At 65.5% G+C, this 24,467-nt stretch carries 22 protein-coding genes; 9 read left to right on the top strand and 13 right to left on the bottom strand.

Features of this window, described 5'->3' with window-relative positions; translation table 11 throughout:
- Positions 1 to 26: 26 nt before the first annotated feature.
- From AB4Y40_RS09845 to AB4Y40_RS09860, 4 genes are all read left to right on the top strand, one after another.
- Complete coding sequence (locus tag AB4Y40_RS09845) at positions 27 to 3,017, top strand: ribonucleoside-diphosphate reductase subunit alpha (RefSeq protein ID WP_368687519.1); 2,991 nt, start codon at positions 27 to 29, stop codon at positions 3,015 to 3,017.
- Between the two features lie 554 nt (positions 3,018 to 3,571).
- Entirely contained in the window at positions 3,572 to 4,795 is a 1,224-nt protein-coding gene (locus AB4Y40_RS09850; protein ID WP_368687520.1) for a ribonucleotide-diphosphate reductase subunit beta, read from the top strand.
- Between the two features lie 93 nt (positions 4,796 to 4,888).
- The gene (locus tag AB4Y40_RS09855; RefSeq protein WP_083245612.1) at positions 4,889 to 5,215 is read left to right on the top strand and encodes a hypothetical protein; all 327 of its coding nucleotides are present in this window, start codon (positions 4,889 to 4,891) and stop codon (positions 5,213 to 5,215) included.
- 28 nt (positions 5,216 to 5,243) lie between these two features.
- Entirely contained in the window at positions 5,244 to 5,744 is a 501-nt protein-coding gene (locus tag AB4Y40_RS09860; RefSeq protein WP_321930803.1) for a histone H1-like DNA-binding protein, read from the top strand.
- Positions 5,745 to 6,005: 261 nt separating this feature from the next.
- On the opposite strand, the gene AB4Y40_RS09865 is transcribed toward AB4Y40_RS09860, so the two are convergent.
- From AB4Y40_RS09865 to AB4Y40_RS09910, 10 genes are all read right to left on the bottom strand, one after another.
- The gene (locus tag AB4Y40_RS09865; protein WP_368687521.1) at positions 6,006 to 6,482 is read right to left on the bottom strand and encodes a glycine zipper 2TM domain-containing protein; all 477 of its coding nucleotides are present in this window, start codon (positions 6,480 to 6,482) and stop codon (positions 6,006 to 6,008) included.
- Between the two features lie 43 nt (positions 6,483 to 6,525).
- Positions 6,526 to 7,467 (bottom strand): carbohydrate kinase family protein, encoded by a 942-nt coding sequence (locus AB4Y40_RS09870; protein WP_368687522.1) that lies wholly within the window; start codon positions 7,465 to 7,467, stop codon positions 6,526 to 6,528.
- Between the two features lie 101 nt (positions 7,468 to 7,568).
- Positions 7,569 to 8,069: a thiol peroxidase gene (tpx, locus tag AB4Y40_RS09875; RefSeq protein WP_368687523.1), complete on the bottom strand. Its 501-nt coding sequence runs from the start codon at positions 8,067 to 8,069 to the stop codon at positions 7,569 to 7,571.
- Between the two features lie 106 nt (positions 8,070 to 8,175).
- The gene (locus AB4Y40_RS09880) at positions 8,176 to 9,546 is read right to left on the bottom strand and encodes a zinc-ribbon and DUF3426 domain-containing protein (protein WP_368687524.1); all 1,371 of its coding nucleotides are present in this window, start codon (positions 9,544 to 9,546) and stop codon (positions 8,176 to 8,178) included.
- A 136-nt stretch (positions 9,547 to 9,682) separates the two neighbouring features.
- Complete coding sequence (gene prmA, locus AB4Y40_RS09885; RefSeq protein WP_342924475.1) at positions 9,683 to 10,579, bottom strand: 50S ribosomal protein L11 methyltransferase; 897 nt, start codon at positions 10,577 to 10,579, stop codon at positions 9,683 to 9,685.
- 3 nt (positions 10,580 to 10,582) lie between these two features.
- The gene (gene accC / locus AB4Y40_RS09890; protein WP_042270391.1) at positions 10,583 to 11,950 is read right to left on the bottom strand and encodes an acetyl-CoA carboxylase biotin carboxylase subunit; all 1,368 of its coding nucleotides are present in this window, start codon (positions 11,948 to 11,950) and stop codon (positions 10,583 to 10,585) included.
- A gap of 197 nt (positions 11,951 to 12,147) precedes the next feature.
- A complete protein-coding gene (gene accB / locus AB4Y40_RS09895; RefSeq protein WP_342924476.1) occupies positions 12,148 to 12,615 on the bottom strand; it encodes an acetyl-CoA carboxylase biotin carboxyl carrier protein in 468 nt (155 codons plus the stop codon).
- Positions 12,616 to 12,712: 97 nt separating this feature from the next.
- Positions 12,713 to 13,165 (bottom strand): type II 3-dehydroquinate dehydratase, encoded by a 453-nt coding sequence (gene aroQ, locus AB4Y40_RS09900; RefSeq protein ID WP_042270394.1) that lies wholly within the window; start codon positions 13,163 to 13,165, stop codon positions 12,713 to 12,715.
- 194 nt (positions 13,166 to 13,359) lie between these two features.
- A complete protein-coding gene (locus AB4Y40_RS09905) occupies positions 13,360 to 13,932 on the bottom strand; it encodes a TlpA family protein disulfide reductase (RefSeq protein ID WP_368687525.1) in 573 nt (190 codons plus the stop codon).
- Between the two features lie 11 nt (positions 13,933 to 13,943).
- On the bottom strand, positions 13,944 to 14,588 hold the full coding sequence (locus AB4Y40_RS09910) for a UDP-N-acetylmuramate--alanine ligase (protein WP_368687526.1): 645 nt from the start codon (positions 14,586 to 14,588) through the stop codon (positions 13,944 to 13,946).
- Positions 14,589 to 14,837: 249 nt separating this feature from the next.
- On the opposite strand from AB4Y40_RS09910, the gene mpl reads away from it, so the two are divergent.
- From mpl to mtgA, 5 genes are all read left to right on the top strand, one after another.
- Positions 14,838 to 16,229: a UDP-N-acetylmuramate:L-alanyl-gamma-D-glutamyl-meso-diaminopimelate ligase gene (gene mpl / locus AB4Y40_RS09915; protein WP_368687527.1), complete on the top strand. Its 1,392-nt coding sequence runs from the start codon at positions 14,838 to 14,840 to the stop codon at positions 16,227 to 16,229.
- Positions 16,226 to 16,801 (top strand): YqiA/YcfP family alpha/beta fold hydrolase, encoded by a 576-nt coding sequence (locus tag AB4Y40_RS09920; protein WP_368687528.1) that lies wholly within the window; start codon positions 16,226 to 16,228, stop codon positions 16,799 to 16,801. Before mpl ends, AB4Y40_RS09920 begins: the two co-directional genes overlap by 4 nt.
- Before the next feature lie 80 nt (positions 16,802 to 16,881).
- Entirely contained in the window at positions 16,882 to 19,008 is a 2,127-nt protein-coding gene (locus AB4Y40_RS09925; protein ID WP_368687529.1) for a ribonuclease catalytic domain-containing protein, read from the top strand.
- A complete protein-coding gene (gene aroE / locus AB4Y40_RS09930) occupies positions 19,005 to 19,880 on the top strand; it encodes a shikimate dehydrogenase (protein WP_368687530.1) in 876 nt (291 codons plus the stop codon). Before AB4Y40_RS09925 ends, aroE begins: the two co-directional genes overlap by 4 nt.
- Positions 19,881 to 19,916: 36 nt before the next feature.
- A complete protein-coding gene (gene mtgA / locus AB4Y40_RS09935; protein WP_368687531.1) occupies positions 19,917 to 20,690 on the top strand; it encodes a monofunctional biosynthetic peptidoglycan transglycosylase in 774 nt (257 codons plus the stop codon).
- A gap of 81 nt (positions 20,691 to 20,771) precedes the next feature.
- Here the strand turns inward: mtgA and queF are convergent, their stop codons facing one another.
- From queF to ilvA, 3 genes are read right to left on the bottom strand one after another with little or no spacing between them, the layout of a single operon-like run.
- Positions 20,772 to 21,596, bottom strand: a complete 825-nt coding sequence (gene queF, locus AB4Y40_RS09940) for an NADPH-dependent 7-cyano-7-deazaguanine reductase QueF (protein ID WP_342924483.1) — start codon at positions 21,594 to 21,596, stop codon at positions 20,772 to 20,774.
- Positions 21,593 to 22,525, bottom strand: coding sequence for a 5'-nucleotidase (locus AB4Y40_RS09945; protein WP_368687532.1), 933 nt, complete (start codon positions 22,523 to 22,525; stop codon positions 21,593 to 21,595). Before AB4Y40_RS09945 ends, queF begins: the two co-directional genes overlap by 4 nt.
- A 12-nt stretch (positions 22,526 to 22,537) precedes the next feature.
- The gene (gene ilvA, locus AB4Y40_RS09950) at positions 22,538 to 24,064 is read right to left on the bottom strand and encodes a threonine ammonia-lyase, biosynthetic (RefSeq protein WP_368687533.1); all 1,527 of its coding nucleotides are present in this window, start codon (positions 24,062 to 24,064) and stop codon (positions 22,538 to 22,540) included.
- Between the last annotated feature and the right edge of the window lie 403 nt (positions 24,065 to 24,467).

Below are 24,467 nucleotides of genomic sequence, written 5' to 3' on the forward strand. Positions count from 1 at the left end.
CTTTCCAGGACCCAGGAGCTTTGCACATGCAAACGACCGATAACGTCTCGACCCGGTATGAAGGCGCGCCCGCCGCGCACACGCTGGGTGGCCAACCGCAAGACGGCCAGACGAGCGCGCAGCAGTTCGCCGACCACAAGGTGATTCGCCGCAACGGTAGCGTGGTGTCGTTCGAACCTTCGAAAGTCGCGATCGCGATGACGAAGGCCTTCCTCGCCGTGAACGGCGGCCAGGGCGCGGCTTCGGCGCGCGTTCGCGAGCTCGTCGAGCAGCTCACGCAGAACGTCGTGCGCGCACTCGTGCGCAGCCGTCCGAACGGCGGCACGTTCCATATCGAAGACATCCAGGATCAGGTCGAACTCGCGCTGATGCGCGGCGGCGAGCACAACGTCGCGCGCGCCTACGTGCTGTATCGCGAGAAGCGCAACCAGGAGCGCGCCAACGCGCCGGAAACGGCCGCGAGCGCAGCGCCCGGCATCAACGTCACGGACAACGGCGTGACGCGCCCGCTCGACATGCAGGCGCTGCGCGCGCTGATCGACTCGTCGTGCGACGGTCTCGGCGACGCGGTCAACGCCGACCCGATCGTCGCGGAAACGGTGAAGAATCTGTACGACGGCGTGCCGATGAGCCAGGTCTACGACTCGGCCATCCTCGCTGCGCGCACGATGATCGAAAAGGACCCGGCGTATAGCCAGGTGACCTCGCGCATCCTGCTGCACACGATCCGTCGCGAAATTCTCGAAGAGGAAGTGACGCAAGCCGAAATGGCCGTGCGCTACGCCGACTACTTCCCGCAGTTCATCAAGCGCGGCGTGGAAGCGGGCCTGCTCGACGACAAGCTGCAGCAGTTCGACCTCAAGCGTCTGGGCAACGCGCTCGACGCGGGCCGCGATCTGCAGTTCGGCTACCTCGGCCTGCAGACGCTCTATGACCGCTACTTCCTGCACGTCGGCGGCACGCGCATCGAAATGCCCCAGGCATTCTTCATGCGCGTCGCGATGGGCCTCTCGCTCAACGAGATCGACCGCGAAGCGCGCGCGATCGAGTTCTACAACGTGCTCTCGTCGTTCGACTTCATGTCGTCCACGCCCACGCTGTTCAACTCGGGCACGCACCGCTCGCAGCTCTCGTCGTGCTACCTCACGACGGTGGCCGACGACCTCGACGGCATCTACGAGGCGCTCAAGGACAACGCGCTGCTCTCGAAGTTCGCCGGCGGTCTGGGCAACGACTGGACGCGCGTGCGCGCGCTCGGCTCGCACATCAAGGGCACCAACGGCAAGTCGCAAGGCGTCGTGCCGTTCCTGAAGGTCGTGAACGACACGGCGGTCGCCGTGAACCAGGGCGGCAAGCGCAAGGGCGCGGTGTGCGCCTACCTGGAATCGTGGCACCTCGACATCGAAGAATTCCTCGAGCTGCGCAAGAACACGGGCGACGACCGCCGCCGCACCCACGACATGAACACGGCGAACTGGATTCCCGACCTGTTCATGAAGCGCGTGATGGAAGGCGGCGACTGGACGCTCTTCTCGCCCTCGACCTGCCCGGATCTGCACGACAAGTTCGGCGCCGAATTCGAACAGGCTTACACGGCTTACGAAGAGAAGGTCGCGCGCGGCGAGATCAAGCTGTTCAAGAAGCTGCCGGCCGCGCAGCTGTGGCGCAAGATGCTCGGCATGCTGTTCGAAACGGGTCACCCGTGGATCACGTTCAAGGATCCGTGCAACATCCGTTCGCCGCAGCAGCACGTGGGCGTCGTCCACTCGTCGAACCTGTGCACGGAAATCACGCTGAACACCAGCGACAGCGAAATCGCCGTGTGTAACCTGGGCTCGGTGAACCTGGTCGCGCACATGGTGGAGCAGGCCGACGGCACGTACGCGCTCGACCACGACAAGCTCAAGCGCACCATCAGCGTGGCGATGCGCATGCTCGACAACGTCATCGACATCAACTACTACGCGGTGTCGAAGGCGCGCAACTCGAACCTGAAGCACCGTCCGGTGGGCATGGGCATCATGGGCTTCCAGGACTGCCTGCACGTTCTGCGCACGCCGTTTGCTTCGCAGGAAGCCGTGGAGTTCGCCGACCGCTCGATGGAAGCCGTCTGCTACTACGCGTACTGGGCGTCGACGGAGCTGGCAGCCGAGCGCGGCCGCTACTCGACCTACCGCGGCTCGCTGTGGGATCGCGGCATCCTCCCGCAGGACACGCTCAAGCTGCTCGCCGAAGCACGTGGCGGCTACGTCGAAGTCGACTCGAGCGAATCGATGGACTGGACGTCGCTGCGCGAGCGCATCGCGACGCACGGCATGCGCAATTCGAACTGCATCGCGATCGCGCCGACCGCGACCATCTCGAACATCATCGGCGTGTCGCCTTGCATCGAGCCGACGTTCCAGAACCTCTACGTGAAGTCGAACCTCTCGGGCGAATTCACGGTGGTGAACGACTACCTGGTGCGCGACCTGAAGGCGCGCGGCCTGTGGGACGAAGTCATGGTCGCCGACCTGAAGTACTTCGACGGCATGCTCTCGCGCATCGACCGCGTGCCGGCCGATCTACGCGCTGTGTATGCAACGGCGTTCGAAGTCGACCCGACGTGGCTCGTCGAAGCCGCATCGCGTCGTCAGAAGTGGATCGACCAGGCGCAGTCGCTGAACATCTTCATGGCCGGCGCATCGGGCAAGAAGCTCGACGAGATCTACAAGCTCGCATGGGTGCGCGGTCTGAAGACCACGTACTACCTGCGCACAATGGGGGCGACGCACGTCGAGAAGTCGACGGTTGCGCACGGCGCGCTCAACGCCGTGCCGACGGGCGGCGAAGGCGGCGGCAATGCAGGCGGCGCCTTCGGCGGTGCAACGGGCGGCGCATTCGGCGGTGCAGCAGGCTCGACCACGATGCAGGCCGCACCGGAAGCCGCGGTTGAAGCGGCGCCGGAAGCCGATGGTCCGGTGTGCATGATGCGTCCGGGCGACCCCGGCTTCGAAGAGTGCGAGGCTTGCCAGTAAAGCTGGCTGCGCATGATGCGTGCGGTGCAACGCCGCGCGCATCATGCGAGGACTGCAGCATCCGTAGTAAACAGTAGTCGAAGCAGTCGTAGCGAGATGTAACAACGAACGAGGCGCGCGCAATGCGCGCCGACTCTCCCGGCAACTCGCACCACGCGCGTTGCACTACGCGAAAGAGGCAACAGGAAGGAATCCCTGGAGTTTCTCGCAGGGACAAGACTTAAGGCCGCGCGAGCTTCCAGCGCCGCGCGCGGCAGGCAGTGAGCGGCGAGTGAGAACGCACTCGCAGCGCGAGCGAAAAGCGCGCGGCGAACCCCGTCTTTCACACACGCTCTCGATGTCGCGAAGACCTTCGAAGCACCTCGCACATGCGAAGTGAGCACGACGAATGAGTGCTCTCTACACAGTGCTCACGCGATGCAATCGACACGATGCGATAACAAAGTGTTGTATCGAGGTCGCAACGCGAATCGAAAACAGGATTTTTCGTGTGCGAACCCTTTTATCGCTCACGAAAAGATGGTACAAACCGATCTAAATTGATGGTGACATTTATGCTCAACTGGGATGACGAGATCACGGCCGTAACTCCGTCGAGCGGTGCGCAGCAAAACGCAATGCGCAACCCCGCGGGTCAGGCTGTCCAGGCTGCCGAGGTGCAGTTTGGTCTGCGTTCCGCTCCACAGGCTTCCACGGCGACCAACATCTTCGCCAGCGACTTCGCCGTCGCACCGCCGCCGCAAGCGCCGGTCTCGACCGAAGCGCGCGTGAATGTCGCCGACAAGCGCATCATCAACGGCCAGACCGACGTGAATCAGCTGGTCCCGTTCAAGTACAAGTGGGCTTGGGAAAAATACCTGGCGGGCTGTGCGAACCACTGGATGCCGCAGGAAATCAACATGTCCCGCGACATCGCCCTGTGGAAGGACCCGAACGGTCTGACCGAGGACGAGCGCCGCATCGTCAAGCGCAACCTCGGCTTCTTCGTGACCGCCGACTCGCTCGCCGCGAACAACATCGTGCTCGGCACCTACCGGCACATCACGGCGCCCGAATGCCGCCAGTTCCTGCTGCGCCAGGCGTTCGAAGAGGCGATCCACACGCACGCCTACCAGTACATCGTCGAGTCGCTGGGTCTGGACGAGAGCGAGATCTTCAACGCGTACCACGAGGTCAAGTCGATCCGCGACAAGGACGAGTTCCTGATCCCGTTCATCCAGACGCTGACTGATCCGTCGTTCAAGACCGGCACGCTCGAAGCCGACCAGAGCCTGCTCAAGTCGCTCATCGTGTTCGCCTGCATCATGGAAGGCCTGTTCTTCTATGTCGGCTTCACGCAAATTCTCGCGCTCGGCCGCCAGAACAAGATGACCGGCGCCGCGGAGCAATACCAGTACATCCTGCGTGACGAGTCGATGCACTGCAACTTCGGCATCGACCTCATCAACCAGATCAAGCTTGAAAACCCGCACCTGTGGACCCCGGCGTTCCGTGCGGAGATCACCGAACTGTTCAAGCATGCGGTCGACCTCGAGTACCGCTACGCCGAGGACACCATGCCTCGCGGCGTGCTCGGTCTGAACGCATCGATGTTCAAAAGCTATCTGCGCTTCATCTGCAACCGCCGTTGCCAGCAGATCGGTCTCGATCAGCTGTTCCCGAACGAAGAGAATCCGTTCCCGTGGATGAGCGAGATGATCGACTTGAAGAAGGAACGCAACTTCTTCGAGACGCGCGTGATCGAATATCAGACGGGCGGTGCGCTGTCCTGGGAATAACCCGGGCGCACTGCGGTGCAAGTCTTTTGGGGTTGCCGCGAGGCGCCGTGCAGGCGCCTCGACCGGCATGATGATTAGGAGCAGGAACGCCTGATGCAAAGCATGCCCGGAGCCAGGCTGGCTCACCGACGTGACAGGCACTTTGCGAACCCTTCAGAGGGATGGGCAAACTTCCCCCCGGAAAAGCGCGCAGGCTTCGCGTGTCGTGAGGCCGCCGCTTTCAACGAACGTTGCCCGGTGTCGGTAGCCGACGCCGGAATGACCTGGCGCGCTGTGCCTCGTGGCACGGCGCGCCTTACCGCATTCATTAGCGTAAGCGCGCGGGATCAGCGTACGCCGATGAATAGCCCGCTTCGCAGCGTGCGCCGTGAGAAGCGTTCGCGGGAAGCGGGTTTTGACGAAGGGTGTAGTTTGAACTGACTCTCATCTGAACCTGAAGGAGAAAAAAATGGCTACTGCCAAGAAGAAACCGGCGGCTAAGAAGGCCGCAGTGAAGAAGGTTGCAGCGAAGAAGGCAGCTCCGGCGAAGAAGGCCGCAGCGAAGAAGGTCGCGGTCAAGAAGGTTGCAGCCAAGAAAGTCGCCGTGAAGAAGGTTGCTGCGAAGAAGGCAGCACCGGCGAAGAAGGCCGCAGCGAAGAAGGTTGCAGCCAAGAAAGTCGCCGTGAAGAAGGTTGCTGCGAAGAAGGCAGCGCCGGCGAAGAAGGCCGCAGCCAAGAAGGTTGCCGCGAAGAAGGTTGCAGCCAAGAAGGCGCCTGCGAAGAAGGCTGCTGCCAAGAAGGCTGCGCCTGCGAAGAAGGCTGCCGCCAAGAAGGCTGCCAAGAAGGCACCTGCGAAGGCCGCTGCCGCACCTGCTGCCCCTGCTGCGCAACCGTCCGCGCCCGCAGCAACGGTCAAGACTGCCCTGAATCCGGCCGCAGCATGGCCGTTCCCGACCGGCAGCCGTCCGTAAGCAGTCCGAGACGAAGCGCGCAGGCTACGTCGTACGCGCGCTTCGTTGGCCGGGCCGGGCGGCATGATGCGCAAGGCTCGATCCCGATCCCGTCGCTGGGTTGTCCGCGGCGGGATTTTTTTCGTCTGGAGTTCGTAATAGTTGGGGTGAGGTCACCCGCATGCCGCGCGCGGGCATGAAAAAAGGCGCATGCACAGGGGAGCACATGCGCCTGAGGTTCCGCATCCGGCGCAAGGCGCCGCTGCGGTACAGGGGAAAGCTTTAGTGCGTGATGCGCGTCACGCCGCCGCTCGAGAGCAGCCGCACGCGGTCGCCCGCGTTGAAGACTTCGCCGGTCGCGGATTGCGTAATGGCGCGGTAGTCGCCGTTGTCGAGGCGCACCGTGATCTCGAGGCCGTCGCGCATGGCCACGCCGTTCTCGACCGCGTTGCCGGCCACGGCGCCCGCAATGCCGCCGATGATGCCGGTGACGATCGAGCCCGTGCCGCCGCCGATCTGGCTGCCGGCCACCGCGCCGAGCGCGCCGCCACCGATCGCGCCAAGGCCGCTAGGCTGGCCGTTGTTCGAGCTGATCTTTACCGCGCGTACGCTTTCAACCGTGGCCATGCGCACCGATTGCTCGCGCTGCGCCTGCGAGGCCGTGTACACATCGGCGGAACTGCTGTTGTAGGCGCAGCCCGACATCGCGAGCGACCCCGCGAGCATGGCTGCAACAATCAGACGACTTGTTATTTTCATTCCCGTAGCTCCAATGGGCGCCGTTCGTGTGCGGCTCCCGCGTTCAGTTCGGCAGTTCGTAGCCGAATGCCTCCTTGAACCGTTCGTTGATCTGCGCTCGCGTGGGCGCATAGTTTTGCGGACCGAGATGCTCGATCTTGAGCGCGCCCATCAGGCTCGCGAGACGCCCCGTGGTTGCCCAGTCGAGGCCGTTCTCGATGCCGTAGAGCAGGCCGCCGCGGAAAGCGTCGCCGCAGCCGGTCGGGTCGAGCACCTGAGCGGCCTTGACCGGAGGAATCTCCTCGATCTTGCCGCCGTGGTAGATCTGCGAGCCGTGCTCGCCGCGCGTGATGATCAGCGCGTCGACATGGCTGGCGATTTCGTCGAACGACCAGCCGGTGCGATGGCTAACAAGATTGGCTTCGTAGTCGTTGACCGCTACGTAGGTCGCAAGTTCAATCGCGCGGCGCAAAGAGGCGCCGTCGAAGAGCGGCAGACCCTGGCCCGGATCGAAGATGAACGGCACGCCGGCCTTCGCGAACTGCTCGACGTGCTGGACCATGCCGTCGAAGCCGTCCGGGGCGACGATGCCGAGCTTGATGCCGGGTGCTTCGTCGGCGCGGTTCAAATGCGATTGCATCATCGCGCCCGGGTGGAACGCGGTGATCTGGTTGTTCTCGAGGTCGGTCGTGATCATCGCCTGCGCGGACCACGTCTCTTCCAGCACGCGCACGTGCGCCTTCGAGAGGCCGAGTGTGTCGAGGCGTTCGAGGTACGGCCGTGCGTCGGCGGCGCCGAGCGTCGCCATGATGCGGGCGTCGCCGCCGAGCAGATGCAGCGCGTACGCGATGTTGCCGGCACAGCCGCCGAACTCGCGGCGCATCGTCGGCACCAGAAAGCTCACGTTCAGGATGTGCACCTGCTCGGGCAGGATGTGCTCCCGAAAGCGACCCTCGAAGGTCATGATGTTGTCGTAGGCGAGCGAGCCGCAGATCAGCGTAGCCAAGGCGGAATTTCCTGTAGGGCGTGGTAGGGGAAGGGGCGGCGCACCGGCCTGCGCATTGGCATCAGCAAACAGGCTCTGAGTGAGTGTGCGCCGCCGCCGGATTACTTCAGCGCGGCGAGTGCGGCGTCGTAGTTCGGTTCGTTCTTGATTTCGCCAACGCGCTCGGCGTGCAGGACGTTGTCGTTTTCGTCGAGCACGACGACGGCGCGCGCGGTCAGGCCGGTGAGCGGGCCGCTCGTCACGTCCACGCCATAGGCTTGCGCGAATTCATGGCCGCGGAAGGTCGAGGCCGTGACGACGTTGGCGATGCCTTCGGTCGTGCAGAAGCGCGCGGCGGCGAACGGCAGGTCGCCCGAGATCACGACGACAGTCGTGTTGTCCAGGCCGGCGGCGGCTTCGTTGAACTTGCGCGTGGAGGTGGCGCAGGTCGGCGTGTCGAGGCTCGGCACGATGTTCAGCACCTTGCGCTTGCCGGCGAAATCGGCGAGCGAGACAGGCTTCAGATCCTTGCCGACGAGCGAGAACGCCGGGGCCTTCTGGCCGACGCTCGGGAAGGTGCCGGCGACGTCGATCGGGTTACCGCCTAGCGTGACTTGACTCATGATGTGCTCTCCGGGAATGCATGGTGTGGTGAATGGCGCACCCGCGCGAAGCGGGACGCCGGGAAACGCGCGGGGCACGCCAGTGCACCCGCGTACAGACGGAAAATCAGGGGTAGAAAATCTCGATGCGGAAGTTCGACGCCACCACGTCGCCCGTGTCGAGCCGCACGATCATGGTCTGCGTGGTGCGTGCGGGCAGACCGGCTTCGATGGACGTGCCGGGCGTGACGTAGTCCTGCGGCCATAGCACGCGCCGCACGACGATGTTGTTCTGCCGGTCGAGCAGCGACAGCTCGATCGCGGGGTACGCGAGCGCCACGTTGAAGCGGTTGCGCAGCGGCACTTTCAGTTCGAGGTGATGCGGCTCGTTGTCGACCTGGCGCAGATCGGACGGCTCGACCAGCAGGCCGTCGATGTCGCGCGGCGGCAGCACGCGGCAGCCGAGCTGCTCGCACGCCTGCTGATAGAGCGACTGCGAGTCGGGCCAGTAGACCATGACCGTTTCGCGCTGCCACCACGCGAGCTGCACGACGAGCAGCGCGAGCAGCAGGATGGCGATGAGCGTGCCGAGAATGCGCCAGACGAGGCCGCGCGAGCCGCGCGGGCGGGCGGGCGCTTCACGGGTGACGGCGAACGGTGAGGCGCCGTCGTTGGGCGAGAGCGCGCTGAACGCGGGCTCCGGTGCGGCTTCGCGGGTGCGCGGGCCGAGTGCGGGCTCCGGGTCGTTCATGCGAGCCGCAGCCGATGCTTCGTTGGCCGAAAAGGTCGGCTCGGTCGGGCCGCCCGTGCCCAGGTTCGGCTCGCTGCGCGTCCAGCGCGCGGCGGGCGGGAAGGGTTCGGCGGCTGCGGGCTGCCGGGGCGGCGGTACCGGTGCTGCTGCGGGTGCCGCCGGCGCGTGCGGCGCAGCTTGTTGTGGTGCGCGCCCGAGCGTCGGTTCGTCGTCGAAGGCGACCCGCGACTCGGCTCCGGGCGCGACCCCTGGCGAGGCGCCACGGGCAACGCTTGCCCCTTGCAGTTTGTCGGCGTCGTATTTCAGGCGCGGATCGCGCTGGCTGTCCTGCGGCGGTGCCCACGGGTCCCACGTGCGATTCGTGAAATTGGGTGTGGCGCCCAGCGTGGGGGGCGGCTCTTGCGATGGCGTTGCTGCGGGCTGATCCGCCTGATCAGGCTGAACATCGGGCTGCTGCGAAGTAGACTGTGACTGCGATGCGAACTGTGAAGCGAGTCCCGAAGCGGGCTGCGCAGCAAAGCGTGAAGCGGGCTCCGATGGCGGCGAGGTCAGGCTGGCCGCGATTTCGGCAGCAACGGGCACCGCGCGCGTAAAGTCGCCACCTTCGGGCATCTCGTACAAACTGCCCGACGCGTCGAACGCTTCCTGGCAATGTCCGCAACGCACGAGGCCTCGCCGCACGGCAAGCTGCGTAGGCTGGATGCGGAATACGGTTTCACAGAAGGGGCAGCGCGTTGCCAGAAGCATGTGGGCCGAGGATCTGGGTAGACCGGAGGATTGGTGATACCCGCATTCTACTGGCAATCCACCGCAGGCTACGACTTCGGTCTTGCCGCTTGGGGCGCGATCAGGCGCGTGCGAGCCCGATCGGAACGCACAGGGATTACGCGCGCCGCGTGCCCGCGAGGCAGACCCAGCCTTCGTGTTCGCGCCAGACCGAGATGTCGATCCACTGCGCGTACACCTGCGCAACTTCCTCGGCCTGGCGCGCGAGGATGCCCGAAAGTGCGATGCGTCCGCCCGGCTTTACGCGCGAGGAGAGCATCGAGGCCATCAGCTTGAGCGGATTCGACAGAATGTTGGCGACGACGATGTCGAACTCGCCGGCGGGGCAATCGTCGGGCAGGCCGTAAGTGACCTCCGCGCGATTGCGCTCGCTGTTGTGGCGCGCCGAGTCGACCGCCTGCGGGTCGATGTCGATGCCGATCACCGGATTCGCTCCGCACTTCTTCGCGAGGATCGCGAGGATGCCCGAGCCGCAGCCGTAGTCGAGCAGCGAATTGCCGGGCTGCACGTGCTGTTCGAGCCATTCCATGCACAAACGCGTGGTGGGATGGCTGCCCGTGCCGAACGCGAGGCCCGGGTCGAGTTCGAGCACGAGCGCGTTCGGGTCCGGGGCATCGTGCCACGACGGCACGACCCAGATGCGCTCACCGATCTGGATCGGGTCGAACTGCGATTGCGTCAGACGAACCCAGTCCTGCTCCTCGACTTCGCGCAGCGAGAACTTCGGCGTTTGCGTGAGACCCAGCTCGTTCGAAGCGGCCATGAGCAGCACGGCGGGATCCTGATCGGCGCCGATCAGCGCAATCACGCGCGAATGCTGCCACGCAGTGCGCTCGGGTGTGAGGCCCGGCTCGCCGAAGAGCGGCTGCTCGTCGGGCGTGTCGGCGTCGGCGTCTTCCACCGACACCGAGAGGGCGCCAAGCTCGATCAGCGCGTCGGAAAGTTCTTCCGCGCGGTCACGCTCTAGCTCGACGATCAGTTCCCGGTAGCTCATGAATTACGCTTCGTCCTTCTTCACTGCCTGACGTTCGGCCAGACGGCTTTCGAGGTAGTGAATACTCGTGCCGCCCTCGACGAACTTCGCGTCGAGCATCAGTTCGCGGTGCAGCGGGATGTTGGTCTGGATGCCTTCGACCACCATTTCCGAGAGCGCGATGCGCATGCGCTGAATGGCCTGCTCGCGCGTCGCGCCGTAGGTGATCAGCTTGCCGATCATCGAATCATAGTTCGGCGGCACGAAATAGCCATTGTAGGCATGCGAGTCGACGCGCACGCCAGGACCGCCCGGCATGTGCCACGACGTGAGCCGGCCCGGCGACGGCGTGAACTTGAACGGATCTTCCGCGTTGATGCGGCACTCGATCGCGTGGCCCTTCAGCTGGATGTCGCGCTGGCGGAACGAGAGCTTCTCGCCCGCGGCGATGCGGATCTGCTCCTGCACGATGTCGATGCCCGTGATCAGCTCGGTGACCGGGTGCTCGACCTGCACGCGCGTGTTCATTTCGATGAAGTAGAACTCGCCGTTTTCATACAGGAACTCGAACGTGCCCGCGCCGAGGTAGCCCATCTTCTTGCACGCGTCGGCGCAACGATCGCCGATGCGATCGAGCAGGCGGCGAGCGATGCCCGGCGCCGGCGCTTCCTCGATCACCTTCTGGTGGCGGCGCTGCATGGAGCAGTCGCGCTCGCCGAGCCACACGGCGTTCTTGAACGAGTCCGAGAGAATCTGGATCTCGATGTGACGCGGGTTCTCGAGATACTTCTCCATGTAGACCTGCGGGTTGCCGAACGCACGGCCGGCTTCCTCGCGGGTCATGTTGACCGCGTTCACGAGCGCCGCTTCCGTGTGCACGACGCGCATGCCGCGCCCGCCGCCGCCGCCCGCCGCCTTGATGATGACGGGGTAGCCGATCGCGCGCGCGATCTTCACGATTTCCTTCGGATCGTCGGGCAGTGCGCCTTCCGAGCCCGGCACGCAGGGCACGCCGGTCTTGATCATGGTCTGCTTCGCCGTGACCTTGTCGCCCATCATGCGGATCGTTTCCGGGCGCGGGCCGATGAACGTGAAGCCCGACTGCTCCACACGCTCGGCGAAATCGGCGTTCTCGGAGAGGAAGCCGTAACCGGGGTGGATCGCTTCTGCGTCGGTGACTTCGGCCGCGCTGATGAGCGCCGGCATGTTCAGGTAGGAGAGGTTCGAAGGCGCCGGGCCGATACAGACCGCCTCGTCCGCGAGCTTCACGTACTTGGCTTCCTTGTCGGCTTCCGAATAGACGACGACCGTCTTGACGCCGAGTTCGCGGCACGCGCGCTGGATGCGGAGCGCGATTTCGCCACGATTGGCAATGAGGATTTTTTCAAACATGGTGGGTATTCGACTCATCAATGGGCGTCGCAAGTCGTATGTGCGTACGCCTGTCGATCGGAGTTAGCGCTTTAGCGGTTACTGCGATCCCATGTAAAACGCAGAGGATCGGTCGCGTGCGTCGCCGTCATGGGGCGCCAAACGCGACGAACGCGGCGCGGCCAAAAAAGAAAGACCGCTGCCGCGCGCAGAAATGCTTAGGCGATCACGTAGAGCGGCTGGCCGTATTCGACTGCCTGGCCGTTCTCGACGAGGATTTCCTTGACCACGCCGGCCGTATCCGACTCGATCTCGTTGAGCAGCTTCATCGCTTCGATGATGCAAAGCGTCTGGCCTTCCTTGACCGTGTCGCCAACCTGGACGAACGGGTCGGCGCCCGGCGACGGCGCGCGGTAGAACGTGCCCACCATCGGCGAGGTCACGACGTGGCCCTGCGGCACGGCGGGCGCGGCGGGAGCCGCAGCGGCGGCTTCGCCGACATGGGCGGGCGCTGCGAGCGGAGCACCCATGGCCGGCGCCGCGTATTGCGCGGGGCCCGGCTGCACGTAAACGGGCGGCGCGTTCTTGACGATGCGCACCTTGCCTTCACCCTCGGTCACTTCGAGCTCCGAGATGCCCGATTCGGAGACGAGGTCGATCAGAGTCTTCAGCTTACGTAGATCCATGGTGCAGCCCCTTTTACTTTGAATACGTGAAGTGCCGGGGCGCGCGCGTCCCGGCACGGGTTGTTGTTCAGGTATTGGCGGTCATCCGGCGCGGGAATCAGGCCGCCGACCGGGCAGCGAGCCGGTCGAGCGCGTATTCGAGCGCGTAGAGATAACCCTTCCAGCCGAGGCCGCAAATCACGCCTTCGGCCTGGTCGGAAAAATACGAATGGTGCCGGAAGGACTCGCGGCGATGCACGTTCGACAGGTGAATCTCGACGAACGGGATGCCGACGCCTGCCAGCGCATCCCGGATCGCCACGCTCGTATGCGTGTACGCGGCCGGGTTGATCAGGATGAAGTCGGTCTGCTCGGTGCGGGCCGACTGGATGCGGTCGACCAGCGCGCCTTCGTGGTTGCTCTGGAAGGTCGCGAGCTCGACGCCGGCGTCCGCGGCACGGTCGGAGAGCGCCTGATCGATCTGCGGCAGCGTCACGCGCCCATACACCTCCGGTTCCCGGGTGCCGAGAAGATTGAGGTTGGGGCCGTGCAGAACCAGCAGTCGCGTCATGGTCGCTTCTTTTTCCGTGGAATTGCGCGAACTTTAGCGCCGATTAGAGAAATTTGTCTAGTTTTCCGATAAGGGGATATGGCCCTGACTACGTCTTGCGGCGAGGGTCCGGGCCGATCTTCAGTCAAATCACAGGATTCTTACGGCAAAAGCTACGTTATGGCGCTTAAGATTGTGTCAAACATTCCGCTGCGTCAAAGCGCGTCGAGCGTGCGTCGAAGCTCGTCCGGCTTGATTTGCCCTAATTTTGTCGCACGAACGGCGCCGTTCGCGTCGATTACCACCGTGTAAGGTAAGCCGCCTGCGTTGTTGCCGAATGCGCGCGCGACGTCCGCGCCGCCGAAGCCGGCGATGTAGATCGGGTAATCGACGGGCACCTTCTTGAGGAACGTCTTGATGTTCGCGGCCGAATCCACGCCGACGCCGACGAACTGAATCCCCTTCTTCGCGTACTCGCGCTGGAGCGCGGAAAGCTCCGGCATTTCCTCGACGCACGGGCCGCACCAGGAGGCCCAGAAGTTGACCACGATCGGCCGGCCCTTGTAGATGGCGAGCGATTGCGCCTTGCCGTCCGGGTTCGTGACCGCCGCCGACCAGAGCTGGCCGACCGCATTCTGCTTGCCGCTCGCGCTCGCCGAGGCCGCGCTTACCGAGGCCGCGTCGGCCACGCCGGCGCTGCCGCTCGTGGCCCAGTGCCCAGCCAGTATGCCGCCGCCTGCGGCGATTGCCGCCACTGCCACGCCGGCCAGAATCCGCTTCGTATTCATCGCTGCCGTTATCAGGTTGTGGAAGAAGTGGCGCCGCTCTCGTCGATCAGCGCCTGGAGGGCCTGCGCATTGGCGCGCGGCAGCCTGCCACGCGCGTCGGCGCGCACGGCGCCGCGCAAGTCGTCCGTATTGTAGAGTGCAACGTGTATGCCCACCGGCTCCTCAGCGCGTGACGGGCGCCACATGAAGCTGAGTGTCTCCACGAAGCCGCGCGCCGCGAAATGGCGCGTTTCCGACACGTCGTACTGCACGTTCGCGTTCAGGAGCCAGATCGCGACATCCTTCGCGTTGTCACAAAAAATCTGCAGGTGGATGTCGGAGTGCTCGCCCGCCGTGCCGTTGAGCACCGCGCCGGTCAGGAACGGGTTGAACGCCTCGAGCCGCTGCATCCATTCGAGCGCGATCTCGCGCAGGCGGCGCAGCACCACCGGCTGGCTGTCGCTCTGAAAGAGGGCCTGATATTCGCGGATCTCTTCCTCGATCTGGTCGTTGTCGGGCAGCCAGGTGCCTTCGATACGCGTTTCCCCGACCACCTGCCGGGCTGCCTTGCGTTTGGCGGTGGCGTAGTCGAGGCCGTCCTCGGCGATCATCCTTGCTGCCGCGATGGCGATTTCCTCGCGCACGCGCTGGGGATCGAAATGTGATCTGCGAACCATCCTTGAATGATACTAGAGATCGCCTTGGGCTCCTGCAGGCGGCCACTGCGCCGCACCTGCTGCCGGGTGCCCAGGGATTTTCCGTCGCTGCGGGGGCCGAGGTCGAGCCAATAGGGCTCAGGGCCTCGGGTACAATACCGGTTCTTTGCTGCGGCGGCGCAGGGCTGCCGTCGTTCCAGCTTCCCCGTCCTTTTCAACCCGATCAAACCGATCAACGCGTTCACGACGCCCGCGCGGCGCGACAGGCTTATGCACATCCATATCCTCGGCATCTGCGGCACGTTCATGGGCGGACTCGCGGTGCTCGCGCGCAGCGCGGGCCACACGGTGACCGGCTGCGACGCCGGCGTGTACCCGCCGATGAGCACCCAGCTCGAAGCGCAGGGCATCCGCCTCATCGAGGGTTACGACGCGAGCCAGACCGAACTCAAGCCCGATCTCTACGTGATCGGCAATGTGGTCACGCGCGGCAACCCGCTGATGGAGGAGATCCTCAATCGCGGCTTGCCGTACACGTCGGGTCCGCAATGGCTCGGCGAACACGTGATGCGCGACAAGTGGGTGCTCGCGGTGGCGGGCACGCACGGCAAGACCACCACGAGCTCGATGCTCACGTGGCTGCTTGAAGACGCGGGCCTCAATCCCGGCTTCCTGATCGGCGGCGTGCCGCTGAATTTCGGCGTATCCGCGCGCCTGACCGATTCGAGCTTCTTCGTGATCGAAGCCGACGAGTACGACACGGCGTTCTTCGACAAGCGCTCGAAGTTCGTTCATTACCGTCCGCACACGGCGCTGCTCAACAACCTCGAATTCGATCACGCCGACATCTTCCCCGATCTCGCGGCGATCGAAACGCAGTTCCATCACCTCGTGCGCACGATTCCGGGCGTGGGCCGCATCGTCACGAACGGCCGCTCGGACGCGCTCGAGCGCGTGCTCACGCGCGGCGTATGGAGCGACGTGGAGCGCTTCGGCGTGGATGGCGGCTGGCAGGCGCTGCCGGCGGAAGACGGCGTGGCCGTGGACGAGCGCTTCGCCGTCTATCACAACAGCGAACGTGCAGGCGTGGTGGACTGGCAGATCCAGGGCGAACACAACCGCCTGAACGCGCTCGCGGCGATTGCCGCCGCGCGCAGCGTGGGCGTGCCGCCCGCGCAGGCCGCGGCCTCGCTCGCCACGTTCCGCAACGTGAAGCGCCGCATGGAAGTGCGCGGCAGCGTCGACGGCGTGACCGTCTACGACGACTTCGCGCACCATCCCACGGCCATCGAAACGACGATCGCCGGCCTGCGCACGCGCGTCGGCCACGAAAACACGCGCATCCTCGCCGTGCTCGAGCCGCGCTCGAACACGATGAAGCTCGGCGTGATGAAGGCGCAGCTGCCCGCCAGTCTCGCCGACGCCGACCTCGTATTCGGCTACGGCGCAGCGAGCGGCAAGGACGCGCTCGGCTGGGACCTCGCCGGTGCCCTTGCGCCGCTCGGCGAGAAGGCCCGCGCCTTCCACGATCTCGACGCGCTCGTGAAGGCGGTCGTCGCAGCCGCACGCCCCGGCGACCAGGTGCTCGTGATGAGCAACGGCGGCTTCGGCGGCGTGCATCAAAAGCTGCTCGATGCGCTGTCGGCACGGAGCGCGGCGTGATCGTCTATCTGCACGGCTTTCGCTCGTCGCCCCAGTCGTTCAAGGCGCGCCTCTTGGCGGCGCGCATGGCCGAGCTGGGACGCAGCGGCGAGTGGCTGTGCCCGACGCTGCCGGTTTCGCCGCGCGACGCGATTGCGCTCGCCGAGCAGGAGATCGGCGCGCAGTGGAAGCCGGGCGAGCGCGTCACGCTCATCGGCAGTTCGCTCGGCGGCTACTTCGCCACGCATCTCGCGGAAAAGCACGGCTGGCGCGCTGCGCTGCTGAACCCCGCCGTGGTGCCTGACCGCGATCTGTCGAAGTATCTCGGCGAGCAGCCGCTCTGGCACGGCGGCGGCAGCATCGTCGTCGAACCGCGTCATCTGGAAGAATTGCGCGCGCTGGCCGTGACGAAGGTGACGCAACCCGCGCGCTACTATCTGGTCGCCGCGACCGGTGACGAAGTGCTCGATTACCGCGAGATGCTCGCGCACTATCCGGGTGTGCCCACACACCTGATCGAAGGCAGCGATCATGGCATCAGCGAGTTCTCAGATTACGTCGACGAAGTGATCCGTTTCTGCGATGCCGCCTGATGCGTGCGAACGCCTATATGTATACAGCACCGCCCGCGCGCCGCGCCGGCGGTCGAAGCAAGTCTGAACGAGAGTATTGAGTGAACGTTTTCTTTGAGGAATCGGGCAGTTTCAAGGCCGGCAGCGTGCTGTCGCGCCAGGGCGATGCATTCCAGGTCGAGCTGCCCGGCGGGCGGCGCGCCAAGGTGCGCGCGAAGGACGTGCTGATCGAGTTCGAAAAGCCGGCTGCGAGCGAACTGCTGGAGAAGGCGGACGCCGCCGCCCAGGAGATCGATCTCGACTTCCTGTGGGAGTGCGCGCCCGCCGAGGAATTCGCCTACACGGCGCTCGCGAGCGAGTACTTCGGCGAAACCTACGGCCCGGTCGAGCGCGCCGCGCTCGTGCTGCGCCTGCATGGCTCGCCCGTGTACTTTCGCCGCAAGGGGCGCGGCCAGTATCAGCGCGCACCCGAAGAGCAGCTCAAGATGGCGCTCGCCTCGCTCGAGCGCAAGCGTCAGCAGGCGCTGGTGCAGGCCGGCTACGAAGAGGAGCTGAAGGCGGGTGGACTGCCCGAGGCCTTCAAGGGCAAGGCTCTCGGACTCCTCACGAAGCCGGACAAGAACGCCATCGAATACAAGGCGCTCGAAGCGGCGGCTGCCGCGCGTGGCATTTCGATGCCGCGCCTCATGCTCGAAAACGGCGGCATCGCTTCGCCGCGCGCGCTGCACGAAGCACGCTTCCTCGCGGACTTCTTCCCGCACGGCACGGGTTTTCCGCCCGTCGAAGTGGGCACGCTGCCCGAGGATCTGCCCGACGCCGCCGAGCACGTGCAGGCGTTTTCGATCGACGACGTCACGACGACCGAAATCGACGACGCCTTCTCGATCGAACATCTGGCGGACGGCCGCGTGCGCATCGGCATTCACATCGCGGCGCCCGCGCTCGGCATCCAGCGCGGCGACACGGCGGATACGATCGCGCGCACGCGTCTTTCGACGGTCTACATGCCCGGCGACAAGATCACGATGCTGCCCGACGATTTCGTCGACGCGTTCACGCTCAAGGAAGGCGGTCTGCGCCCGGCGCTGTCGCTCTACTGCATCGTGAACCGCGAGACGCAGGAGATCGTCGCGACCGAAACGCGCGCCGAGCGCGTGTTCGTGAAGAGCAATCTGCGTCACAACACGCTCGACGAAGTCGTCACCGAAGAGACGCTCGCAGCGGGCACGGGCGAGTATCCGCACAAGGACGACATCGCCGTGCTGTGGCCGTTCGCGCAGGCGCTGTTCGAGAAGCGCCAGCAGGCACGCGCCGGTTACGGCCTGCGCCGCGAGGTCCAGCGCAACACCGACTTCAACTTCTACGTGGAAGGCGAGCATGTGACCATCTCGCCGCGCCGCCGCGGCTCGCCGCTCGACCTGATCGTCGCGGAGCTGGCGATTCTCGCGAACTCCACGTGGGGCGCCTTCCTGCACGACCATGGCGTGCCGGGCATCTATCGCTCGCAGCGCGCGTTCGGCGCGCCGACCGGTCCCAAGCGCACGCGCATGCAGACCAACGCCGCGCCGCACGAAGGCCTCGGCGTCGCGCAGTATGCGTGGAGCACCTCGCCGCTGCGCCGCTACGTGGACCTCGTGAACCAGTGGCAGCTGCTCGCCTGCGTGGAGCACGGCGTGGCCGCCAAGCTCGTCGCGCCGTTCAAGCCCAAGGACGCCGATCTGTTCGCCGTCGTGCAGGGCTTCGACGAGACTTACACCGCCTATGCCGACCATCAGCGCCGCATGGAGTACTTCTGGTGCCTGCGCTGGCTGCAGCAGGAGATGCGCGGTGAGGCGGGCCGCGAGCCGCGCCGCGAATTCCCGGCGAGCGTGGTGAAGGACGACCTGGTGCGCTTCGAAGAAGTGCCGCTGCTCATGCACGTGCCCGCACTCGGCGTGCACGCGCGCGGCACGCGCCTGATGATGGAAGTGCTGTCGATCGACGAGCTGACCATCGAGGCTTCGGTGCGCATGCTGCGCGTGCTCGACGCGCCCGTCGTGACGAGCGGCGAGCCGGCCGAAGAGGATACGGGCGAAGACGAAGAGCTGATCGAAGCCGCCGACGAGTCCGCGCAAAGCGAAGCGGAAGCCGTCGCGGAAGCGGGCGAAGCGGAAGGCGAGCCGGCAAGCGACGCGCCCGCGGCAGAAGAACAATCGAGCGAACAGCACGCCACGGAGCCGCGCGAATGAGTGCCAGCGAGTCGAAGCCGGTTGTGAGCGCCGACCGCTACGCCGTCGTCGGCAACCCGGTGGCGCACAGCAAGTCGCCGTACATCCACGCACAGTTCGCGCTGCAAACGGGTGAGCGCGTCGAATACGACCGGCTGCTCGCGCCGCTCGACGGTTTCGTCGAGCATGTGCAGGCCTTTCACGCGGCGGGCGGTCGCGGCCTGAACGTGACCGTGCCGTTCAAGCTGGAAGCGCACGCGCTTGCGCACAAGCTCTCGCCGCGTGCGGCGGCGGCGGGCGCGGTCAACACGCTGCGCTTCGACGCGGACGGCATTTTCGGCGACAACACCGACGGCTTCGGCCTCGTGCGCGACATCGAGGTGAACCTCGGCGTTGCGCTCGAAGGGGCGCGCGTGTTGCTGCTCGGCGCGGGCGGCGCGGCGCGCGGCGTTGTGCTGCCGATGCTCGAGCGCCGGCCGCGCGAGATCACCATCGTGAACCGCACGGCGCCCAAGGCGCACGCGCTCATCGAGCAGTTCGCAGGCGCGGCGGGCGAGTTCGGCTGCCTGCTCAACGGCGGTGGCCCTCATGCACTCGATCCCAAGCCCTACGACGTGATCGTGAACGCGACGGCGGGCAGCCTCGATGCGGCCTTGCCCGAGTGCGACGAGCGCGCGTTCGGCACCGGTACGCTCGCCTACGACATGATGTACGGCGCGCAGCCCACCGTGTTCATGCGCCACGCGCAGGCACTCGGCGCGCGCGCGGCCGACGGCCTTGGCATGCTGGTCGAGCAGGCCGCCGAGTCGTTCTTCTTGTGGCGCGGCGTGCGGCCCGAGGGCGCGCCGGTGCTGGCGGCATTGCGCGCGCAGCTCGCCGCGCAGGCCGCGTAACGCGCAGCGCCGCTCGCACAAAACGGAGACGACGCCATGCGCAGGCAAGCCATCGGTGCGCAGGCCGCGGCGGTCGCGAGCGGCAGCGGGCGGCGCGCGCAGTCGCGCAAACGTCCCGGCGCGCTGCGCTGGCTGACCTGGGTCGTCTCGGTGTGCGCGATGGCGTGGATCGCCACGCAACTCTTCTACTTCGCGCAAATCGCGCTGTGGAACTTCGTCGATCCGCAAACCACGGCGTTCATGCGCACCGACGCCGCGCGTCTTTCCGCCGAGCGCGCCGGTCTCACGATCCAGCACGAATGGGTGCCGTACGAGCAGATCTCGCGCAACCTGAAGCGCGCGATCATCGCGTCCGAGGACGCGAACTTCGTCAACAACAACGGCTACGAAACCGACGCCATTCTCCAGGCGTGGGAAAAGAACAAGCAGCGCGGCCATATCGTGCGCGGCGGCTCGACCATCACGCAGCAGCTCGCGCGCAACCTGTTCCTCTCGCGCGAACAGAGCTACATCCGCAAGGGCCAGGAGTTCATCATCACGTGGATGCTGCAGACGCTGCTCGACAAGGAGCGCATCTTCGAGATCTATCTGAATTCGGTGGAGTGGGGCAACGGCGTGTACGGCGCGCAAGCCGCTGCGCGCTACTACTACCGCACGAGCGCCGCGAAGCTCACGCCGTGGCAGTCGGCGCGGCTCGCAGTGATGCTGCCGCGTCCCAAGTACTTCGACGAGCATCGCAACTCGACCTATCTCGCGCAGCGCACCGCCGTGATTGCGCGGCGCATGGGGGCGGCCGAGCTGCCGCATTAAAGCGCCATCGCATCGCCACGCCAATGAAAAACGCGCCGTCTTTGCGGCGCGTTTTCGTTTGCTTGCCTGCGTTGCTTCCGCTTACTGGCGCGCGAGCCGCGCGTTGTCCGGCATCGGCATGTTGAAGTTGGTGCGAAACGGATTGATGTCGAGGCCGCCGCGCCGGGTGTAGCGCGCGTAGACGGCGAGCCGGTCCGGTTTACACTCGCGCAGGATGTCCATGAAGATGCGCTCGGCGCACTGCTCGTGAAAGCCCGTGTGATTGCGGTACGAGATGATGTAGCGCAACAGGCCCGCCTGATCGATCTGCGGCCCGACGTAGTGGATCTGCACGCTGCCCCAGTCGGGCTGGCCCGTCACCGGGCAGTTCGACTTGAGCAGGTTCGAGATCAGCGTTTCTTCTACCGGGGCTTCGTCGAAGGCCGCCTTCAGCAGCGTCGGCTCCGGGTGATAGATCTCCGTGTCGAGATCGAGGCGATCGAGCGAGAGTCCGTCGAATTCCTCGAACGGGATCTTGCCGAACGCGCCCGGCTGCTCGAGCCGCACCGATACCGATGCGCCGCAAGCCGCCGTCACATCGCGCCTGATCGTGTCGCGCACCACCTCGGCGGATTCGAACGGCGTTTGCGCGAACGAGCCCAGATAGAGCTTGAACGACTTCGATTCGATGATGTTCGGCGAGTCGGCGGGAATGAAGAACGTGGCGATCGCGATCTGCGGCTTGCCGCGCGCGTTGAGCCACGAAAGCTCGTAGGCGTTCCAGATATCGCTGCCGAAGAAGGGCAGTTGCGCGCCAATGCCGATCTGCTCGCGCGCACCCGCGCGCGGGATCGGGAACAGGAGCGAAGCGTCGTATTGCTCGGTGTAGGTGGAGGCCTTGCCGAGTGGCGATTGGTCGGGAGTCATGATGCGTTGGCTTCGGTTGCGAGATTGGTCACGCCGCTTGCCACGTGCCCGGTGGCCGTGACCGAGCGCGCGGATTCGCAGGTGCGGATCTGGTCGTCGAAGAAAAAATCGGGTTCGAACTCGTGCAGGAACGGGCCTTTGTCGAGTCCGCCAAGGAACATCGCTTCGTCGATCTCGATGTTCCAGGCCATCAGCGTACGGATTGCGCGCTCGTGCGCCGGCGCCGAGCGCGCGGTGACGAGGGCGGTGCGGATGCGCATTTGCGCGTTCGCGTCGGCGAGCTTCTGCAGACGGTTGAGTGCGGCCAGCAGCGGCTGCAGCGGGCCTTGCGCGAGCGGCAGTTCGCGGTTGTCGCGCTCGTGGCTCACGAAGGCGGACAGCCCCTTGCTCTGGAAGATCTGCTCGGCTTCGTCCGAAAACAGCACCGCATCGCCGTCGAACGCAATGCGAATCTCGTGCGCGTTGCGTTCCGCCATTGTCGCCGAATTTTGGTCAATGCGCGGAAAGACGCGTGCGGCGGGGAAACCGGCGTCGAGCGCGCTCTTCACGTCGGCCGGATTCGCGGAGAGAAACAGCGACGCATTGAGCGGCTTGAGGTAGTGCCAGGGCTCGCGTCCGCGCGTGAACACGCCGCGCTGAATGTCGAGCCCGTGCTCGCGGCACGAGCTGAACGCGCGCAGACCGCTGATGGGATCGCTGCGCGAGAGGATCACCACTTCCACGTGATGTGCGCCGTCATTGAGCGCGAGCAGCTTGCGGATCAGCGCGAACGCCACGCCTGGCCGCGCGGGCACGTTCAGGCGCTCGCGCTGGAGCGCCTCGTAGGCTCGCAGGTCGCCGGCCTCGAACACGTGGTTTTCCTCCTCGAAATCGAAGAGCGCACGTGACGAAATGGCGACGACGAGCTTGTCGGAAAGCGAAACGGACACGATGGCCGCTCGTTACGCGAGGAACAACCGGTACGCCGGATTGCTCGTCTCTTCCCAGTGCGGATAGCCGAGCGTGGCGAGAAAGCGGCGGAACTCGGCATCTTCGGCGGCGGGCACCTGGATGCCCACCAGAATCGAGCTGTAGTCGGCGCCCTGGTTGCGGTAGTGGAACAGGCTGATGTTCCAGTTCGGCGCCATCGACGAGAGAAAGCGCATGAGCGCGCCCGGCCGTTCCGGAAACTCGAAGCGGAACAGACGTTCGTCGTGCGCGAGCGGCGAGCGACCGCCCACCATGTAGCGGATGTGCTGCTTCGACAGTTCGTCGCCCGTGAGATCGACGCTCGGAAAGCCGTGATCGACGAAGGTCTTCGCGATCTGCTGCGACTCGCCGCGGTTGCGGATCTGCACGCCCACGAAGATGTGCGCGCGTTCGGCGTCGTCGATGCGGTAGTTGAACTCGGTCACGCTGCGCGTGCCGACCAGTTCGCAGAAGCGCTTGAAGCTGCCGCGCTCCTCGGGGATCGTCACCGCGAACACCGCCTCGCGCGCCTCGCCCACCTCGGCGCGCTCGGCCACGAAGCGCATGCGGTCGAAGTTCATGTTCGCGCCCGAGGTGATCGCCACCAGCGTCTGGCCTTCAATGCCCTCGCGCTCCGCGTACTGCTTCGCGCCCGCCACGGCCAGTGCGCCTGCGGGTTCGAGCACGCTGCGCGTGTCCTGGAAGACGTCCTTGATCGCGGCGCAAAGCGCGTCCGTATCGACCGTGAGCACTTCGTCGAGATACTGCTGGCACAGGCGGAAGGTTTCCTCGCCCACGAGCTTGACGGCCGTGCCGTCCGAGAACAGGCCGACTTCGGTGAGTTCCACGCGCCTGCCGGCCTGGATCGACTGCGCCATTGCGCAGGAATCGTCGGTCTGCACGCCGATCACCTTGATCTCGGGGCGCACGGCCTTCACGTAGGCCGCCACACCCGCAGCCAGCCCGCCGCCGCCGATCGGCACGAAGATCGCGTGAATCGGGGCCTGATGCTGGCTCAGCACCTCCATCGCCACGGTGCCCTGGCCGGCGATCACGTGGGGATCGTCGAACGGATGCACGAAGGTCAGGCCGCGTTCTTCCTGCAGGCGTACGGCGTGGGCGTAGGCGTCGCTGTACGACTCGCCGGCCTGCACGACCTCGACGGTCGCGCCGCCGTGGGCGCGCACGGCATCGACCTTCACCTGCGGCGTGGTCACCGGCACGCAGATCACGGCCTTCACGCCGAGCTTCGCCGCCGACAGCGCCACGCCCTGCGCGTGATTGCCCGCGGAGGCGGTGATCGCGCCGCGCTCGAGCTGCGCGGGCGAGAGATGCGCCATCTTGTTGTAGGCGCCGCGCAGCTTGAAGGAGAACACCGGCTGGTTGTCCTCGCGCTTGAGGAACACGGCGTTGCGCAGGCGCGCCGAGAGGTTCGGGGCGCGCTCGAGTTCGGTCTCGCGGGCAACATCGTAGACGCGGGCGGTGAGGATTTTCTTCAGGTAATCGTCGTGGGAGGCCATGCGAGGGCGCGCCGGGCGCGGGTTCAGGGCGGGAAAGCGTAAATGATAGCGCCAACGGCTCCCGCGCTGGCAGCACGGGAAGGTGGCTGGCGTTGGATGCGGCGGCGCGATTCGCCGACCGGCCGGAAGGCAAATCATCGTCAAAGCGCACGCAATGAGGCGCAAACTACCCGTCAACGCAAGTGAATCTTGTGTGTTCACCAGGTTCCCACGCGGCGTCAGCGCGGGTGCGGATCATGCGGTAAAATCCTTTTTCGAAACAAGGATCGGATGATGCACTGGCAACCTCGGACAGCCCATTTGATGCCCGCACGGCGCGTAACCCGCCCGGCGGCGCAGCGGCACGCCCGCCACGCACGATCGTGTCGCTAAATCCGAGCGCCGGGGAACCATCGGCGTGAGC

Origin of the sequence: Paraburkholderia sp. EG287B, from assembly GCF_040965595.1 — a bacterium.
GTDB lineage: Bacteria > Pseudomonadota > Gammaproteobacteria > Burkholderiales > Burkholderiaceae > Paraburkholderia.